This is a genomic window from Frankia sp. AgPm24 (assembly GCF_023243055.1).
In the GTDB taxonomy this organism is placed as follows: Bacteria; Actinomycetota; Actinomycetes; order Frankiales; family Frankiaceae; genus Frankia; species Frankia umida.
Genome location: NZ_JALKFW010000188.1, coordinates 1 through 17,524 on the forward strand (window position 1 = coordinate 1; position 17,524 = coordinate 17,524).

The following is a 17,524-nucleotide window of genomic DNA, read 5'->3' on the forward strand; positions in this document are numbered from 1 at the left end:
CTCCGCGCATCCATGATCTGGATCAAGGAACTCGCTCCAACCCTTTGATCACAACCCGATACACGGCCTAGGGACGAGCGAGTCGGGCGACCAGGTTCGCGCGCACCGAGGGCCATTCCGCGGCGGTGATCGAGTAGTAGGCGGTGTCGCGGATGGTGCCGTCGGAGGCGGGCATGTGCGCGCGCCGCACACCCTCGAAACGCCCGCCGACCCGTTCGATGGCGGCACGTGACCGGGTGTTGCGCACATCTGTCTTCAGACATACGCGCAGCGCCGACCAGACGGTGAACGCGTGCTCGAACAGCAGCAGCTTCGCCTCGGTGTTGATCGCTGTGCGCTGGGCCGCGGCGCACAGCCAGGTATAGCCGATCTCGGCCACCGAGGGCAGTTCGGACTCCGCCGCGGACGCCGCCGCGGTGTCCGCCGGCTCCACGGGCGTGCTGCCCAACGCGCCCTCGGCCGTCGGCCGCCAGAATCCCAGGTCGAGAAACCGTGTGCTGCCGACGATCGTGGCGCCGGAGTCGCCGTCCGCGCTGGACGGGCCGGCTGGGTCGGCCGGGTCGGGGGGGATCCGACGGATGATCAGGGGGACGGCGAGGCCCAGCGCGCGGTCGGCCAGGGCGGTCGACACGTAGCGGCGCATCGCGGCGTCGGAGTCGGGTACCCAGGTGAGGGAGAACGAACGGCGGTCCGTGGACGCGGCGCGCAGCAGATCGCCGCTGTGCTCGGTGCGTAGCGGTTCAAGTCGGACGTGTCGTCCTGTCAGCACCGGCCGCGTCCACTCGCCGGACATGGTCGTCATGGTGCTGAGCATGGCAGCGTAGCCGGCGACTGTGGCGTAAGGGGCATCTGTCAGATGCGCGACGTGTCCGCCGTCAGGGGATTCGCAGGGCGTCGCGGATGATCGTGGCGACCTGGTCGATCTCGAGGAGGAAGCCGTCGTGCCCGTGGCGGGAGTGGATGCGGCGTAGCGGGACGCCGGTCAGCTCGGCGAGTTCCTGTTGCAGCCGGATCGGGTACAGCCGGTCCGAGTCGACGCCGGCGATCGTGAACGGCACGGGGCAGGTGGCCAGTGCGCTGGCGTGCCCGCCGCGTCCACGTCCGACGTCCTGGGTCATCATCGCCCGGGTGAGGGTGACGTAGCTGCCCGCGTCGAAGCGGCGGATCAGTCGGTCGGCGTGGTGATCCAGGTAGGAGGCGACTTCGAAGGCGCCGTCCGGTCGGACGCGGGCGCCGAACCGGGCCTCGAGCTCCGCCTCGCTGCGGTAGCTGACCTGGGCCATCCGCCGGGCCAGACCAAGCCCGCCCCGCGGCCCCTTCCCGTCCACCGGCCCCTTCCCGTCCGGTGGGAGGGGTGTGGTGGGGGAGAGGTGGTAGTCGCCGCCGTGCCAGCCGGGGTCGCCGGTGATCGCCTGGAGCTGGACCGCGTACAGGCCGATCTGTTCGGCGCTCGCCACCGCGCCGCAGGCCACCACGACGGCGCGGGCGACACGCCCGGGGTGGCGAACGGCCCATTCGAGCGCGCGCATCCCGCCCATGGAGCCGCCGACGACCGCGGACCAGCGTCGGATGCCCAGGGCGTCGGCGAGCGCGGCCTCGGCGTCGACCTGATCGCGGATCGTCACCTCGGGCCAGCGTGAGCCGTAGGGACGTCCGTCCGGTGCGGGACTGGCCGGACCGGTGCTGCCCTGGCAGCCGCCGAGCACGTTGGGCGCGACGACGAACAGGCGCTCGGTGTCCAGCGCTCGTCCGGGTCCGATCAACCCGTCCCACCAGCCGGGACCTGGATGGCCGGGTCCGGCCGGGCCCGCGGCGTGGCTGTCGCCGGTCAGCGCGTGCAGGACGAGCACGGCGTTGCTCGCCGTCGCGTCCAGCCGGCCCCAGGTCTCGTAGGCGATCCGGACCCGGGTCACATCCCCACCGCGCTCCAACCGCAACGGCTGTCCCAGCCGGGCGAAACGGCGCTCCCCGACCGGATCGACACCCTCCCGCCACCCCCCGAGGACCGCGTCGTCCGGCGCCGCCATGGAGGGTGCGCCGGGTGGGAGGGGCCAGGGCGGGGCCGCCCCGGCGGTGTGGGCCGGGGCGGCGCGGGCGTCCGGGTCAGGGCTTGGCGGCACGGAATCCGGCATCGAGATCGGCGAGGATGTCGTCGATGTTCTCGATGCCCACCGACAGGCGGATCAGGTCGCCGGTCACGCCGGTGGTGGCCTGCTCGGCCTCGGTGAGCTGCGAGTGGGTCGTCGTCGCCGGGTGGATGATCAGGGAGCGGACGTCGCCGACGTTGGCCAGATGGCTGAACAGCTCGACGCCGTCGACGAAGCGCCGTCCCGCGGCCGCGCCGCCGGCGATGCCGAACGACAGGACCGCCCCCGCACCACGCGGCAGCACCTGCCGTGCCCGGTCGTACCACCGGGACGAGGGCAGACCGGGATAGGCGACCCAGGTGACCTCGTCGCGGGCCTCGAGCCACTCGGCGACCCGCTGGGCGTTCGCGGTGTGCCGCTCGATCCGCAACGACAGCGTCTCCAGGCCCTGGAGCAGCAGGAACGCGTTGAACGGTGAGATCGCGGCGCCGATGTCGCGCAGCAGCTGCACCCGGGCCTTCGCGATGTACGAACCGTGGCCGAGCGCGTCCCAGTAGACCAGGCCGTGGTAGCTCGGATCCGGGGTGGTGAAGTTCGCGAACCGTCCGGATGCGCCGTAGTCGAACCGTCCGCCGTCGACGATCACACCGCCGATCGTGGTGCCGTGCCCGCCGATGAACTTCGTCGCCGAATGCACGACGATGTCCGCGCCGTGTTCCAACGGCCGGTACAGGTACGGCGTCGCCAGCGTGTTGTCGACCAGCAGCGGGACGCCATGGGTGTGGGCGACCTCGGCGATGCCGGCGGTGTCGAGCACGTCGCCGCGCGGATTGCCGATCGTCTCGCCGTAGAACGCCTTCGTGTTCGGCCGGACGGCGTCGCGCCACGCGCCCAGATCATCGGGATCGTCGACGAAACTGACCTCGATGCCCAGCTTGGGCAGCGTGTAGTGGAACAGGTTGTACGTTCCGCCGTACAGGCTCGAGGACGAGACGACGTGATCCCCCACCTCCGCCAGGTTCAGGATGGCCAGCGTCTGCGCGGCCTGACCGGACGCGGTCGCGAGCGCGCCGACGCCACCCTCGAGCGCGGCGACGCGCTGCTCGAACACGTCCTGGGTCGGGTTCATGATCCGGGTGTAGATGTTGCCCGGCTCGCCCAGGGCGAACAGGGCGGCCGCGTGCTCGGTGTCGCGAAAGACGTAGCTCGTCGTCTGGTAGATCGGCACCGCTCGGGCGCCGGTGGTCGGATCGGGCTGTGCGCCCGCGTGGATCTGCTGGGTCTCGAACGACCAGCCGTCGGAGCTCATCTGGTGACTCTCCCCGTGTCGTCAATCGGCGAACTCCTGCCCCCGTGGCAGGAATATGGCAGGAATCTGGTGCTGCGACGCGCCGCCACCGCGCCCACCTCGACCGCCCCGAAGGCGAGCGCCTCACGAGCGCCTGCCGTCGGAGCGCCGATGCCACCTGCCGGGTCCCGCACGACGAACGGCACACGACGGAGGTCGGACCGCCGACATCGACCTGGCAGGTGTCGCGCGACGGATGCCGCACGGCGCAGGTGCTGACGGTGGAGAGGTGGCGGCCTTCCATGTCGTTCGGCGCGTGCGTGCCGATCTCTCGGGCAACCCGCGTTGGTCGATCGTGGACCGGCTGGGGCGGTCCTGGTGATCGCCGCTGTTCAGGAGGCGCTGTGATGCGCTGCGTGGTGGCCCCGGCGACGCTGCTCCGTCGTGGCGGCGTGGGCGACCGGACAACCCGGGCAACATCGTGGGCCGACCGGCCACCGGTGCGGACGTCGCGCCTGTGACCTCACGGTTTCGACGCTAGCAGCGCCAGTCGCGTTTGTCTGCGTTCAGGGTGGCCGCCCGAAGCCCGCGTGTCACATCGCCGCAACATTCACCGACCTGCCGATCCGTTCGGTGCGTCGGTGGAAGGTGGAACGGGTCAGGCCGCCTCGTGTGGACCGTCGGCCATCCTCGCCACCACCCTGCCCAGCGACCACGGATCGCCCTGGCCGCGCCAGCCCTCTGATCCGGAAGGCCCGCCCGGGCCGTCCCCCGCGGACCGTGGCGCCTCGGTCCCTGTTCGTGGCCGCGGCTACCTGGCGTGACGGGCTTCCCGGGGGTCGTCGGTGTGCAGGGTGCACGCGGGTCGTCGTGGGGGTGTTCGTGTCCGATTTGCCCCCCACGGCGACCCGTGTAGGTGGATCTTGGGCGGGGGACTGGTTGCGGGGAGTGGTGATGGCGGGGGCTGGTTGCGGGGAGTGGCAGGCGAGGGGGGTGTGGTTCCGCGGAGTGAGCGGATGGCCAGAGGTGGTCCGTTGAGGCGGTACCGGGTCTAGTGGTCGGAGCTGGGGACGCCGGCGAGTTCGGAGTGCAGGCCGGCGCGGGTGGCCAGGTCGGTGGCCAGGGCGCGGGCCCGGGGCAGTACCGCCGCGATGTCGGTGGTGAGGATGCGGGCGTCGGCCACGATCCGTTCGCCGTCCACCCACACCCCGGCGATGTCACGGGGGCCGGCGCAGTACACGACGGCCTGGTAGGGGTCGTGCACGAAGGCCATGGACGGGCTCGCCTCGGCGAGCAGGACGAGGTCGGCGGCCTTGCCGACCTCGAGGCTGCCGACGGTGTCGGCCAGGCCCAGGGCCTGGGCGCCGCCGAGGGTCGCCATCCGCAGGACGGCGGGTGCGGAGAGGATGTCGGCCTGCTGGTGGTGCACCTTCTGCAGCAGCGCCGCGGCCTTGATGGTCTCGAGCATGTTCTGCGAGTCGTTACTGGCCGCGCCGTCGACGCCGAGACCGACCGGGACCCGCTCGCGCAGCAACCGGGGCACCTGGCAGACGCCGCTGGCCAGGATCATGTTGGACACCGGGCAGTGGGCGACGGCGACGTCGTGCCGGCGCAGCAGGGCGATGTCGGCGTCGGAGAGCCAGACGCAGTGGGCGGCGACGGTCTGGGCGTCGAGCAGGCCGAGGTCGGCCGCGAACTCGATGGAACTCGCCCGACGGCTGGTGCGCGACGCGGTGACCTCCTCGCGCACCTCGTGCAGGTGGACGTGCAGGCGGGGGACCTCGGCGAGCAGGGAGCGGGTCGCGTCGAGCAGGGCGTCGCTGCTGGCCGGGACGGTCGCGAGCCCGACCCGGAAGCGGGTGCGCCGGGAGCCGGCGGCGGCCTGCGCCAACGCCTCGTGCTCGGCGAGGATGCGCCTGAGGGGGCGATCACGTGGCAGGTCGGACGGCCCGAAGGAGACGTCACCACGCAGGCCGACCTCGTCCAGGGCGGTGACGACACCGGGGGTGATCGGGGTCGCCCCGGGCGCCGAGCAGAACATGTCGGCGGCGGTGGTCACCCCGGACAGGGCCAGTTCGGTGGCCTTGAGCAGGGTGCCCACGTACGCCATCTCACGGGTGAGGGCGTCCTCGATCGGCTCGACGACGTGGACGAACCACTCCCACAGGGTGTGTGTCTCGCCGATGCCGGTCACCAGCCCCTCGGAGAAGTGCCCGTGGCAGCTGACGAGACCGGGGATGAGGATGCCGCCACCGTCGCCGAGAACCGGCAGGTCCGCGAAGCGGGCCCGGACGTCGTCGTGGTCACCGACGGCGGCGATCCGCCCGTCGACGACCGCGACCGCCCCGTCCCGCACATGGCCCGGCGCACCCATCGTCAGCACATGACGTGCCCGCAGCACGAATCCCGTGCCCGAGGTCGTGGGGGAACCGGCGACGGTGGCGGAGTCAGTCACTTCAGTCCAATGCTCGTGTTCAGGTAGGTGTTGGTGAACAGGTTGGCGGGGGTCAGGCCGCTCCTGACCGGCTTCTTCTGCCCGGCGTAGATCGGGGTGAGGATCTGCAGCATGCGGGCCACCCGGGCCTGGTCCATGTCGCCGATGGTGGTGTTCGAGCCGTTGGAGACCAGGCTGCGGTCCTTCATCGCCTGGACGGCGTAGGCGGCGAGACCGGGGGAGTAGCTCCAGACCGAGGCCTTGTCGGCCTTGACCGCGTCGATGATCAGGTTGTTGGCCGTGGCGGGCTTGGCCATGAAGTCGACCTGCGAGGTCTGGACGATCGGCACGAGCTTGCGCAGGCAGGGGGCGAGCTTGCTCTCGTCCCCGCTGCGGATGGCCAGCGCCTGGCCGTACACCGGGTAGCCGGTGTCGTTGATGAGCTGGAGGTTGACGTCGTAGCTGTGCCCGTCGCCGAGTTCGTGCTGGTAGATGTAGGGCTCGGAGGTGGCGAAGCCGGCCTCGGCGACCTTGCCGTCGGCGGTGACCCACCGCGACGGCGAACCGTCGTAGCCGCCGTCGACCTGGCCCTGGCGCAGGATGCCGGCGCCGAGCAGGTACTGCATGTACGAGTCGGTCTCGTAGTAGAGGACCTTGGTGTCCGACTGCCCGATGTCCACCAGGGTGGTGAAGTTCGGGTAGACCTTCTTGTCCCACATGATCATCATGGGGCTCACGTCGAACGGCGCGAACACCGCCTTGGTGGGCTGGGAGGTCGAGTTCTGGATCGACTCGTCGGTCGACACGACGCCCAGGGTGATCGCCTTGTCGACATACATGTGCGCGCTGACCTGCTCGAAGCCGATCGCCGGCCCGCCGAAGCGGACCTCGAGGTCGACGCCGGTGTCCTTGCCGCCGGACACCAGCGATCCGGTGATGCGCTTCTTGGCGGTGTCGATCCTGCGGTCCGGCCCGAGCAGGTTGTAGAGGTAGCCGTACTCGGACTCCGCGAACCAGTCGGTCTGCACCACGACCGTGGCCGGGCAGTCGCCGCGCAGGTCAAGCGCGCTGCCGGACACGGCGGCCGGGGCGGTGGACGCCCCCGACGAGGAGGAGTCGCTGCCCGCGGTGTTCCCGCTGCATGACGCCACGGTGAGAGCCAGCGCCGCGGTGGCGGCGACAATGCCACCCCGCTTCAGTCGTCCCATTTCGCTCCTAGTTCTGGAGGGTTCTCGGGGAACCCTCGGGGTGACACGTTTCCGCTCACGACCGGCCCGCCACCAGGGCGAGGTGGCGGGATCGCCGCGGCCGCCGCGGAGTCAGGGGGTCTCGGCGCCGTACCAGCGGCCGGTGACCAGTCGGCTCAGCCAGCCGAAGAACACGAACACGACCAGTCCCAGCAGGGACGCGAGAATGACCGCACCGAACAGCTGCTGGGACAGCAGCCGGGCCCGGTAGAGATCGATCAGCACGCCGATGCCGGGATCGCCCTGTTTGAAGAAGAAGTCGCCGACGACGGCGCCGACCACCGACAGTCCGGCCGAGACCTGGAACCCGGCGAAGGTCGCCGGCATCGCGGCGGGCAGCTGCAGCGAGACCAGTCGCCGCCAGCGGGAGATCCGGTGCAGCCGGAACAGGTCGAGCATGTCCTGATCCACCGACCGCAGGCCGAAGAAGGTACTGCTGATCACCGGGAACAGGGCGATGAGGACGCACACGACGACCCGGCTGGAGAACCCGTAGTCGAACCAGAATCCGATCAGCGGCACCAGCGCCAGCGTGGGGATCGTCTGCAGGATGACCGCGTAGGGGTAGACCGACTTCTCCACCCAGCGGGCCTGGCTCATGGCGATGGCGATGCTCATCCCGAGCACGATCGAGATGCCGAGCCCGATCAGCGCCACCGACGTCGACAGCCACAGCCCGCGCAGCAGCTGCGTCAGGTTGTCGCGGTCGAGGAAGGCCACCCGGACCACCGAGTCGGGGCTTGGTAGCAGGAACCGGCGGTCCCGGTCGAGCAGGACCAGGCTCACGAAGTACCAGACGCCCAGGATGATCGCGAACAGGACCAGCGGCGCCAGCCGGTCACGCCAGGTGGCCCGGGCCCGCCCGGTCCGCATCACCGCGGCGACCCGGCCGGCCCGCTGGACGAACCCGGTGGTGCTCACACCTGGTCTCCGCCCTCGCGCAGCCGCCGCGACACCGTGGCCACCAGCTGCGTGAACGCCGGGTCGAACCGCAGGTCGGCCGAGCGCGACGGGCCGAACGGCACCGCGAACTCGGCGACCACCCGACCCGGACGTGGCGACATCACCAGAATCCGGGTCGACAGGTACACGGCCTCGGCCACCGAGTGCGTCACGAAGATCGCCGCGCGGAACCGGCGCTGGGCGAACAACGCCAGCAGCTCGTCACCAAGCCGTTCCCGGGAGATCTCGTCGAGAGCGCCGAACGGCTCGTCCAGCAGGAACAGGTCCGGCGACAGGGTGAGCGAGCGGGCCAGCGACACCCGCATCCGCATCCCACCCGACAGGGAGCGCGGCCGGTGCCGTTCGAATCCGCGCAGGCCCACCAGATCGATCAGATCGCTGGCCCGGGGCAGGTACTCGGCCTTGGGCAGGCCGGTGAGCTGGGCCAGCATCTCCACGTTGCGGCGCACGCTGCGCCAGGGCAGCAGGGTCGCATCCTGGAAGACGTAGCCGGTGCGGTCGGCGGTGGTGCGCACCGTCCCGGCGGACGGCGCGGTCAGGCCCGAGGCCAGCCGCAGCAGCGTGCTCTTGCCGCAGCCCGACGCGCCGACCACGCCGACGAACTCGCCGTCGCGCACCGTGAGATCGACGGGTTCCAACGCCCGGGTGCCATCGGGATAGCGCTTGGCCGCCTGCTCGAAGCGGACCAGGGTGGACGCCTCGGTCGCCACCGTCGCCGTCATCGGGCCGCCGCCGTGGCACCGGTGGTCCCGGCCGCGTCGGTCGGGCTGGTCGTACCGGCGGTGCCGGGGACTGGCCAGCGCACCGTGGTCGTGGCCAGATCGCGGGGGTAGACCGGTGCGAACGAGCCGTCGGTGTTCTGCTCGATGACCGTGGACGCCAGCGTGTTCTGATGGGTGCCGTCGAAACGCACACCGTTCCACGGCATGATCGTCTGGTTTCCCGGCAGGTCGACCGCGACGAGCGCGGATCGCACCAGCTCGTGGTCGGTGCTGCCGGCGTCGTTGATCGCCTGGGCGAGGACGGTGACCGCGGTGAAGGCGTTGGCGGCCTCGGCGGACATCGCGGCGCCGAAGTCACGCTGGTAGCGCTCGGCGACCGCCGCGGCCAGCGGGTTGGCCCGCGCGATCGGAAGCGACCAGGAGGCCTGGCGGCTGACCCGGTCGGCGAAGCCGGGCAGCGCGGCGAGCCGTGCCGTCTGCGCGGCCGGCCCGTACCCGACGAGCGCGGGGGGTACGTAGCCGACAGCGCTGAACGCCTGCGCGAGATGTTCGCCGTGGTCGCCGTCCACCGTCGCGAGGACGATGTCGGGCGTGGCGTCGCGGACCGCGGTGACCGCGGCCGCCGGGTTCGGATCTCCCGGCTCGTAGGACACGCTGGCCGCCAGCGGGTAGCCGGCCTCCTCGGCGAACTCGGTCACCGTCGAGCGAAGGTCGTTGCCGGTCGCGTCGTTGCTGTACAACAGCGCGATCCGGCGGCGCTCCTGGCCCACCTGTTCGGCGTTGCGCAGCAACGACAGGAAGCCGCCGCCGAAGTCCGCGGCATCAGGAGCAGTACGGAAGAACCAGTTCAGTCCGCGCTCGGTGAGCGCAGTCAGCGGGGCGTCACCGCTGACGAAGGGGGTTTGCAGGCGTTCGGCTCGCTGACTCGCGTCGAGCGTGGAGTCGGCGTCAAAGGCGCCGACGATGCCCACCACCTGCTTGTCGCCGACGAGGGTCGATGTTTCGTCGGCCGCACGCTGACGATCGTTCTTGGTGTCCAACGTCACAATGGAGAGGCGGGCTCGTCCGGTCGGTCCCCAGATTCGTCCGTCCGCGTACGTGAACCCGGCCGTGCCCGTGTTGATGAGCCGGGTGGCCAGCTCCGCTCCGCGTTGCGCATCGCGGCCCGTGGCTGGATCGTTGCCCGTCAGTGGGGCGATCAGGCCGATCTTGACCTCTCCCGAGACATTCGGCTGTTCCGCATCTCCGTCACCACTACAGGACGCGAGCAGAGCACCACAGAGCAGCGCAACTACTGGTACGCATGCTCTTCGAAAACCGTGGATCATCACGCTCCCCGTCCCCTGGTCCACGCTGGCCAAAGCTACAGTGACGTGCGACGACACTAGTGGTTTCGGCGGGGCTACCGGCAGGGGGCTCGGGTCCGACACAGACGATTGAAACGTGGTTCGTCAAGTGCCCCCGGTGCGGACGGCGGCGTACACGCAAATAGCCTTTCGGCCGGGAAGTCGCAGTGCGCAACGTCACGGCCGGTTCCAGGCGGAGGACCCTTGCCGGTCGGGTGTCGGCAGGGGGCGACGTACGAGAGGCGAAGAGGAACGAGGCACGTGAGCGAGCCGGGAACAGCGCAAGCGGGAACGGACACGCGGGTGGATGCCTCCCGCGAGCTCGGCCGCCCGCCGGTCGTGCGGGAATCCACCGACGGTGCCGAGGCTTCCGCGCGCCGCGCCGCGCCGACGCCGGTGGGCGCGGCCGTCCCGGCGGGCCGGGCCGTTCGCCTGGCCGACGCCGTCGGCGAGCCCGTGGCCGCCAGCGTCACGGCCGCCTCGGCGGACCCGCCCACCGAGGCGGCCACGGCGACCGGCCCGCTGCGTACCGGGCGGCACACCCATCGCGAGGTCAGGGTGGGGCGAGGCTCACGCCGCCGGTTCGCGCTGCGTGACCTGCCCGTCCACGGCAAGCTGTTCGCCGCGCTCGCCGTGCCCACGGCGGCCTTCCTCGCCCTGGCGTTGCTCTCCGCCGCCACCTGGCTGTCCAGCGCGGCCAGCTATGGACGCGGAGTGACCGCGGCGAAGCTGGGACGGCAGGTGGTCGCCACCGTCCACGAACTGCAGATCGAGCGCGACCTCGCGGTCGGGTTCATCAGTGCCGGGCGAGGGGCCGACCCGGCGACGTCCCTGACCACCCGCCTCGATGGCGAGCAACGCGTCGTGGACACCGCGGTCGGCGCGCTGCGCGGATCGCTGCGCTCCTCCCGGGACGATCTCGGTGAGTCCGGCGACCGTCTGGTGGACGGACTGCAGAGCCGGCTGGACGGACTGGCGGCGCTACGCCGCTCCGTGCGGGCCGGCGGGCTGCCCACGGACGCGATCTTCAACCAGTACTCGGGCACGATCGCCGCACTGGTCGCGCTCGACGCGCAGATCGGGCAGGGTCGTGACGACGTCGACCTGCAGTACTCGGTCGCCGTCCTGAACAGCCTGACCACGCTGAAGGAGACCGAATCCCAGATTCGTGGTCAGCTGTTCGCCACCGCGTTCGCACATCGCTTTGCCTTCGGTGACTCCGATCGGTTCTCCGGTCTGCTCGCGCAGGAACAGGCCGCGCAGGACGCCTTCCGCGCCACCGCCCGGGTCAGCGACCGGGCCCGCTTCGACCAGGTGGTCAATGGGCAGGCGGTGCTGACGGTCAAGCGCATCGCACAACGCGCGGTCCAACGGCAGCGACTGAGCGATCTGGATATCGACCCGGAGCAGTGGTTCGCGGCCAGCACCACCTACATCGAACTTCTGCGCACGGTCGAGTCCACGTTGCTGGACAACGTCACCGGCTCCGCGGAGGATCTGCGCTCGCAGGCCTGGGAACGCACCGGACTGATCGGCGCCTTCATTCTGGTCATCACCATCGGCGCGGTCATCTGGACACTGGCGATCGCACGGACGATGACGGTCCCGCTTCGCCGCCTGCGTACCGGCGCGCTCGAGGCCGCGCAGGTGCGGTTGCCGGCACTCATCGAGGAACTGCGCAGTTCCGACTCCGAACATGTCGAGACGGTGATCCGACCGATCGGCATCGATTCACGCGACGAGATCGGTGAGGTCGCCCGCACGGTCGACCATCTCCAGCGTGAGGCGGTGCGGCTGGCAACGGAACAGGCCGGACTGCGACGCAATGTGAACACTCTGTTCCTGAGTCTTTCCCGGCGTAGTCAGAGTCTGATCGAACGCCAGATCGCGCTGATCGACCGGCTGGAAGCCGCCGAGGAGAACCCGGCCCAGTTGGAGAACCTGTTCCGCCTGGACCATCTGGCGACACGGATGCGGCGTAACAGCGAGAACCTGCTGGTGCTCGCCGGCACGGGGCCTGGCCGGCGCCGGTCGGGTCCGGTGCCCCTCGGCGACGTGCTCCAGGCCGCCCTCGGCGAGATCGAGCAGTACGAACGGGTGCAGATCGTCGAGGTGGCGGACGTGCGCCTGGCCGCCGACGCGGTGAACCACGTCGTGCACCTGGTGGCCGAACTGCTCGAGAACGCCGCCCAGTTCTCCCCGCCGTACCTCCCGGTGGACCTCGCGGCCACCACGCTGGGCGACGGCGCGGTGCTGGTGGCCATCGACGACAGCGGTCTGGGCATGTCCGATCGGGAGCTCGGGCTGGCCAACCAGCGGCTCGCCCAGCCCCCGCTGTTCGACTTCTCCATCGCGCAGCGCCTGGGCCTGTTCGTCGTCGCCCGCCTGGCCGACCGCCACGGCATCAAGGTGCGGCTGGCCCACTCGCACGACGGTGGGGTGCGGGCCACGGCCCTGCTGCCCGCCGCACTGCTGGCCCCAGCCCCGACCCCCGTGACGAGCCCCCGCGAGATCACGGCGGGCGGGCTCGAACCGGCTTTCACCGACCTGCCGCTGCCGAGGATGTCGGCGGGACCGGACCCGGACGCCGATCAGACGATCACCCGGCCGGTCGACCTCGTCGCACCACCGGCCGCGGACCCGGTCACCACCCGGGCCGTGCCCACGGGCCATCCCGATCTGCCCGTTCGCACGCCGCTGCCCGTCCGCACCGGTGTGCCCGCCGGCGCCGAGCCGCCCGTCGGTACCGAGCCGCCCGTGGCCCTGGCGTCACCGCCGGCACCCGAACTGCCGGCGATCGCCGACGCGGTGGCGGCGTTGCGGCAGCGGCGCGTCGAGGCACTCCAGGAGACCGAGGCACAGGAGACAGAGGCACAGGAGACCGAGCGCACACCGGCCGCCGCCCCCGCGGCCCCGGTGGCGGCCGTCACCTCGGCTCCGGTCGCCACGCCGGCTCCGGCCGCGGCTGCGGCTTCGGCTGCGACCGGCCGGCTGGCGGATCTGGTTCGGACCGCGGCGCAGGAGGCGATTCCGGTCGCGTTCTCGGCGGCGCCGTTCGACTGGTTCACCCGGGACGAGCAGGACGGCGAACCGGCCGGGCAGGTGGCCATCGCGACCCGTGTGACGTACGACGCAGCCGCGGCTGCGGCTGAGCGGACGGTGGGGGCAGGCGGCGGCGGGGTACCCTTCGGGGACGATGATGTCGCTGGTCCCGAACCCCGGTGGGCCGCCGATCTACCAGTTCCTGGCATGCCGACCAGCACGTCGCCGGGTGGTGGCGGGCAGGCCGCGTCCGCCGGTTCCGTGTCGGGGTGGCCCTCGGCTGAGCCCGGTCCGGCTGAGCCGCGGCGGGTCACGTCGTCCGGTCTGCCCAGGCGCACGCCCAGCGCGCAGCCGTTTCCCGGCGACCTGCCCTCCGCCGTTCCCGCCGCGCGCCCCGGCGACGGGCCGGTGCAGAACCCGTTCTTCGGGACGGTACAGCTGCCGTCATCCTCGGCCCAGACCCCACAGGCGCCAGCACCAGACTGGATCCGCGGCCGGTTGAGCCGCCTGTACGAGGGAGTCCAGCACGCCCGCGACGGCCAGCAGGCCGACGCCGAGGACTCCGACGCGGCCAGATCCGCCGCTGCGGGTGGCGACTTCTCCGGTGCCGAGACCGGCGGTGTCGTGTTTCCCCCCGGCTCGCCGTGACCACCCACCCGCCATCGCTGCCTGGAGGACGGTCGTGACCCATCCGGATCCCGAGAACCCCTCGCTTGACTGGCTTATCAACAACTTCGTCGACTTCGTGCCGGGTGTGGCCAACGCGATCCTGGCCTCCTCCGACGGGCATCTGCTCGCCGTGTGCGGCGGTTTCCCGCGGGAACGGGCCGTGCAGCTCGGCTCGATCGCGTCCGGCCTGTTCAGTCTGACCGCAGCCGCGGCGGAGTTCGCCGACGGCGGTGAGGTGACCCAGACGGTCGTCGAGATGGTGCAGGGGTCACTGCTGCTGATGGCGGTGGGGGAGGGTTCGTGTCTGGCGGTGCTCGCGAGCAACACCTGTGACATCGGCCTGGTGGGGTACGAGATGACGGTGCTCGTCGCGCGTACCCGGGAGGCGCTGACGCCGGCTCGGCGTACCGATGCACGCGAGAGCGTGTGAGACATGATCCCGCCAGCGGTGTCGCTCGCCGCTGGCGGGCGGACGACCGGGTGAACGGGGACGCGATGGAACCGTCGGGCGAACTCGTCCGGCCGTACGCGGCGACCCGTGGCCGGGCCCGGCCCTCACGTCTGCTGGCCCTCGAGGCCATGGTCACGACCACGTCGTTCGGTCTGGCCCGGCTGCCCGCGCTGCTGCTGGAACAGCGCTCCATCGTGTCGATGTGCGAACATCCGCAGTCAGTGATCGAGATCGCGGCGGGGTTGCGCCTGCCGGTGGGCGTGGTGCGGGTGCTCGTCGCGGACGCCGCGGCCGAGCGCCTGGTGGACGTGTCCCAGCTGACCCTCAACAACGGTGCGCCCGGCCTGGATCTGCTGGGCCGGGTCCTGTCCAGCCTGCGACGCCTCTGACCCGCCAGCACCGTCCGACCGCCAGCACCGTCCGACCGCCAGCACCGTCCGAGCTACGAGAACCATCAGAGCTGGCTGATCAGCCAGGCGGCGCCGATCGGCCGGTCGGATGGACAGCCCGCCCCGATCGGGTGACGCTACGTGAGGTCTCTGCTCGTACCCGTGGTGTCGAACGGCAGGTGGTCATGCTCAGAACCCTGGTCCCACACCTGCTGCGGACCGCGCCGGTGCGCCTCGCGCTGACCCATGGCCCGCTCTCGTCCGCCGTGGTCGACCGGTTCGTGGCGGGTGGCACCGAGCAGGACGCGGTGGCCGCGGTCGTCCGACTGGCCGGCGGGGGACTGCGGGCCTCGGTGGATCTGCTGGGCGAGGGGGTGCTGGGCGCGCAGGACGCCCACGGCACCGTCGAGGCGTACCTGCGCCTGCTCGCGGTCGCAGACCAGCACGGGGTGGCCGCCGGCCTGGACGTCTCGGTGAAGCTGTCGGCGCTCGGCCAGGCCGTGCCCCGCGACGGGCAGGCGATGTCCGCCGCGAACGCCGCGCTCATCGCCGAACGGGCCCGGTCCCTGGGGGCGACGATCACCCTGGACATGGAGGACCACACCACCACCGACGCGACCCTGGCCACCCTGGTGCAGCTGCGCCGCGACTTCCCGACGGTCGGCGCCGTCGTGCAGGCCCAGCTGCGCCGCACCGAGGCCGACTGCCGCGACCTGGCCCGGGCCGGCTCCCGCGTGCGGCTGTGCAAGGGCGCCTACCTCGAACCCGCCTCGCCTGCTCACCAGGGGCGCCGCGCGGTGTCCGCGTCCTACGCCCGCTGCCTGGGCATCCTGATGGCCGGCCCGGGCTATCCGATGATCGCCACGCACGATCCCGAGCTGCTCGAGCTGACCGGAAGGCTGGTGCGCCATCTGGACCGCCCGGCGGCCAGCTACGAGTACCAGCTGCTGTTCGGGGTGCGTCCCGCCGAACAGCGTCGGCTGGCCGCGGCCGGCGCCACTGTGCGGGTGTACCTGCCGTACGGGCCGGACTGCGTGCCGTACCTGTCCCGCCGCGTGGTCGAGAAACCGGCGAACCTGCTGCTGGCCCTGCACGCCGCGAGTGACCGAGCAGCCCGATGAGCACGTCCACCGGAGCGGCCCCGACCGGACCAGCGCTGACCGGACCAGCGCTGACCGGACCCGTCTCGGCTGGGATGGTTCCCGCGGTGCCGGTGTCCGGCAACGAACCCGTCCGCTCGTATCCGGCCGGCTCGGCGGCGCGGGCGCGGTTGCGACAGGAACTGGAGCGGTTGCGCGCCACGCCACTGGAGCTGACGAACACGATCGCGGGCCGCCCCCGGCCCGGGGGTGGTGAGCGCCGGGACGTCGTCATCCCGCACGAGCACCGGCAGGTGCTCGCCACCCTGCGGGAAAGCACCCATGCCGACGCGGCGGCGGCCGTCGCCGCCGCGAAGGCCGCCGCACCGGCCTGGCGCGACTGTGATCTCACCGACCGGGCCGCGGTGTTCCTGCGGGCGGCGCAGGCCCTGGCCGGCCCGTGGCGGGACACCATCAACGCGGCGACGATGCTCGGCCAGGGCAAGACCCACCACCAGGCCGAGATCGACGCCGCCTGCGAACTGATCGACTTCTGGCGCTTCAACGTCGCCTTCGCCGCCCGACTCGCCGCCGAGCAGCCACACAGCGTCACCGGGGAGTGGAACCGTCTCGATCTGCGTCCGCTGGAGGGCTTCGTCTACGCGGTCACCCCGTTCAACTTCACCTCGATCGCGGGCAACCTGCCGACCGCGCCGGCCCTGATGGGCAACACCGTCGTGTGGAAGCCGGCGCCGACGCAGGCGTTCGCCGCCCACCTGCTCATGCGTCTGCTGGAGGCCGCGGGCCTCCCGCCCGGTGTGATCAACCTGGTGGGAGGGTCCGGCGGTCCGGTCACCGAGGTGGTGTGCGCCGATCCCGACCTCGCCGGCGTGCACTTCACCGGTTCCACGGCGGTGTTCGGCCGGCTGTGGCAGAGCGTCGCCGGCAACCTCGAGCGCTACCGCGGCTATCCCCGGCTGGTGGGGGAGACCGGCGGCAAGGACTTCGTCGTCGCCCATCCCAGTGCGGACGTCGCCACCGTGCGTGACGCGCTGGTCCGCGGCGCGTTCGAGTACAGCGGCCAGAAATGCTCGGCGGCCTCCCGGGCCTACCTGCCGGCAAGCCTGTGGCGCCGTCTCGGCGCCGATCTCGCCGCCGCCACCGAGGCCCTGACGGTCGGTGACATCGGCGAGTTCGACCACTTCACCGGCGCCGTCATCGACGCCCGGGCGTACACGCGGCTCGCCGCCGCCTGCGCCCGCGCCCGCGCCGACACGACCGTGACGGTGCTGGCGGGCGCCCGCTGCGACGACAGCGTCGGCTGGTTCGTCCGTCCGACGCTGCTGCTCGGGGCGGACCCGGGACGGGAGTGGTTCACCGAGGAGCTGTTCGGCCCGGTCCTGTCCGTGTACGTCTACCCCGACGACCGGTCCGACGCCTGGTCGGACGTCCTGGCCCTCGTCGACCGGACCAGCGCCTACGCGCTGACCGGCGCGGTCCTTGGCACCGACCGGGCGGCGCTGGCACAGGCGCAGCACAGCCTGCGCTTCTGCGCCGGCAACCTCACCGTCAACGACGCGCCCACCGGCGCGGTCGTCGGCCGCCAGCCGTTCGGTGGTACCCGCCGTTCCGGCACGAACGACAAGGCCGGTTCGGCCCAGAACCTGCTGCGCTGGGTGGCCCCCCGGATCATCAAGGAGAACCTGAACGCAGCAGTGGGCGATCCGAGGCGGTTGGAGCCGAACGTGGGAGAAAACACGCATCACCACCACGATGGCATCCACGGACTCTAAACTTGCGCCATCCG

At 71.5% G+C, this 17,524-nt stretch carries 13 protein-coding genes; 5 read left to right on the forward strand and 8 right to left on the reverse strand.

The window, feature by feature from the left end; translation table 11 throughout:
• Window positions 1-67: 67 nt before the first annotated feature.
• The 8 genes from MXD61_RS14520 to MXD61_RS14555 form a co-directional block, all read right to left on the reverse strand.
• Window positions 68-802 carry a GNAT family N-acetyltransferase gene (locus tag MXD61_RS14520; RefSeq protein ID WP_248813642.1) on the reverse strand — a complete coding sequence of 245 codons (735 nt, stop codon included), beginning with the start codon at window positions 800-802 and terminating at the stop codon, window positions 68-70.
• 73 nt (window positions 803-875) lie between these two features.
• Complete coding sequence (locus MXD61_RS14525; RefSeq protein WP_374628958.1) at window positions 876-2,132, reverse strand: homoserine O-acetyltransferase; 1,257 nt, start codon at window positions 2,130-2,132, stop codon at window positions 876-878.
• On the reverse strand, window positions 2,104-3,396 hold the full coding sequence (locus tag MXD61_RS14530; protein WP_248813643.1) for a bifunctional o-acetylhomoserine/o-acetylserine sulfhydrylase: 1,293 nt from the start codon (window positions 3,394-3,396) through the stop codon (window positions 2,104-2,106). Before MXD61_RS14530 ends, MXD61_RS14525 begins: the two co-directional genes overlap by 29 nt.
• 1,030 nt (window positions 3,397-4,426) lie before the next feature.
• On the reverse strand, window positions 4,427-5,830 hold the full coding sequence (locus tag MXD61_RS14535; RefSeq protein WP_248813644.1) for an amidohydrolase family protein: 1,404 nt from the start codon (window positions 5,828-5,830) through the stop codon (window positions 4,427-4,429).
• On the reverse strand, window positions 5,827-7,017 hold the full coding sequence (locus MXD61_RS14540) for a hypothetical protein (RefSeq protein WP_248813645.1): 1,191 nt from the start codon (window positions 7,015-7,017) through the stop codon (window positions 5,827-5,829). The genes MXD61_RS14535 and MXD61_RS14540 overlap by 4 nt, the downstream gene beginning before the upstream one ends.
• Before the next feature lie 111 nt (window positions 7,018-7,128).
• On the reverse strand, window positions 7,129-7,929 hold the full coding sequence (locus tag MXD61_RS14545) for an ABC transporter permease (RefSeq protein WP_251079982.1): 801 nt from the start codon (window positions 7,927-7,929) through the stop codon (window positions 7,129-7,131).
• A gap of 44 nt (window positions 7,930-7,973) precedes the next feature.
• Window positions 7,974-8,741, reverse strand: coding sequence for an ABC transporter ATP-binding protein (locus tag MXD61_RS14550; protein WP_248813648.1), 768 nt, complete (start codon window positions 8,739-8,741; stop codon window positions 7,974-7,976).
• Window positions 8,738-10,069 carry an ABC transporter substrate-binding protein gene (locus tag MXD61_RS14555; RefSeq protein WP_248813650.1) on the reverse strand — a complete coding sequence of 444 codons (1,332 nt, stop codon included), beginning with the start codon at window positions 10,067-10,069 and terminating at the stop codon, window positions 8,738-8,740. Before MXD61_RS14555 ends, MXD61_RS14550 begins: the two co-directional genes overlap by 4 nt.
• A gap of 279 nt (window positions 10,070-10,348) precedes the next feature.
• Here MXD61_RS14555 and MXD61_RS14560 point away from each other — a divergent pair, with 279 nt between their 5' ends.
• From MXD61_RS14560 to pruA, 5 genes are all read left to right on the forward strand, one after another.
• Entirely contained in the window at window positions 10,349-13,777 is a 3,429-nt protein-coding gene (locus MXD61_RS14560) for a nitrate- and nitrite sensing domain-containing protein (RefSeq protein WP_248813651.1), read from the forward strand.
• Between the two features lie 34 nt (window positions 13,778-13,811).
• Window positions 13,812-14,228, forward strand: a complete 417-nt coding sequence (locus tag MXD61_RS14565) for a roadblock/LC7 domain-containing protein (protein ID WP_248813653.1) — start codon at window positions 13,812-13,814, stop codon at window positions 14,226-14,228.
• Window positions 14,225-14,638 (forward strand): DUF742 domain-containing protein, encoded by a 414-nt coding sequence (locus tag MXD61_RS14570; protein WP_374628961.1) that lies wholly within the window; start codon window positions 14,225-14,227, stop codon window positions 14,636-14,638. The genes MXD61_RS14565 and MXD61_RS14570 overlap by 4 nt, the downstream gene beginning before the upstream one ends.
• Before the next feature lie 185 nt (window positions 14,639-14,823).
• Window positions 14,824-15,759, forward strand: a complete 936-nt coding sequence (locus MXD61_RS14575; RefSeq protein WP_248813655.1) for a proline dehydrogenase family protein — start codon at window positions 14,824-14,826, stop codon at window positions 15,757-15,759.
• Between the two features lie 74 nt (window positions 15,760-15,833).
• Window positions 15,834-17,510 carry an L-glutamate gamma-semialdehyde dehydrogenase gene (pruA, locus tag MXD61_RS14580; protein ID WP_308222756.1) on the forward strand — a complete coding sequence of 559 codons (1,677 nt, stop codon included), beginning with the start codon at window positions 15,834-15,836 and terminating at the stop codon, window positions 17,508-17,510.
• Window positions 17,511-17,524: the final 14 nt, after the last annotated feature.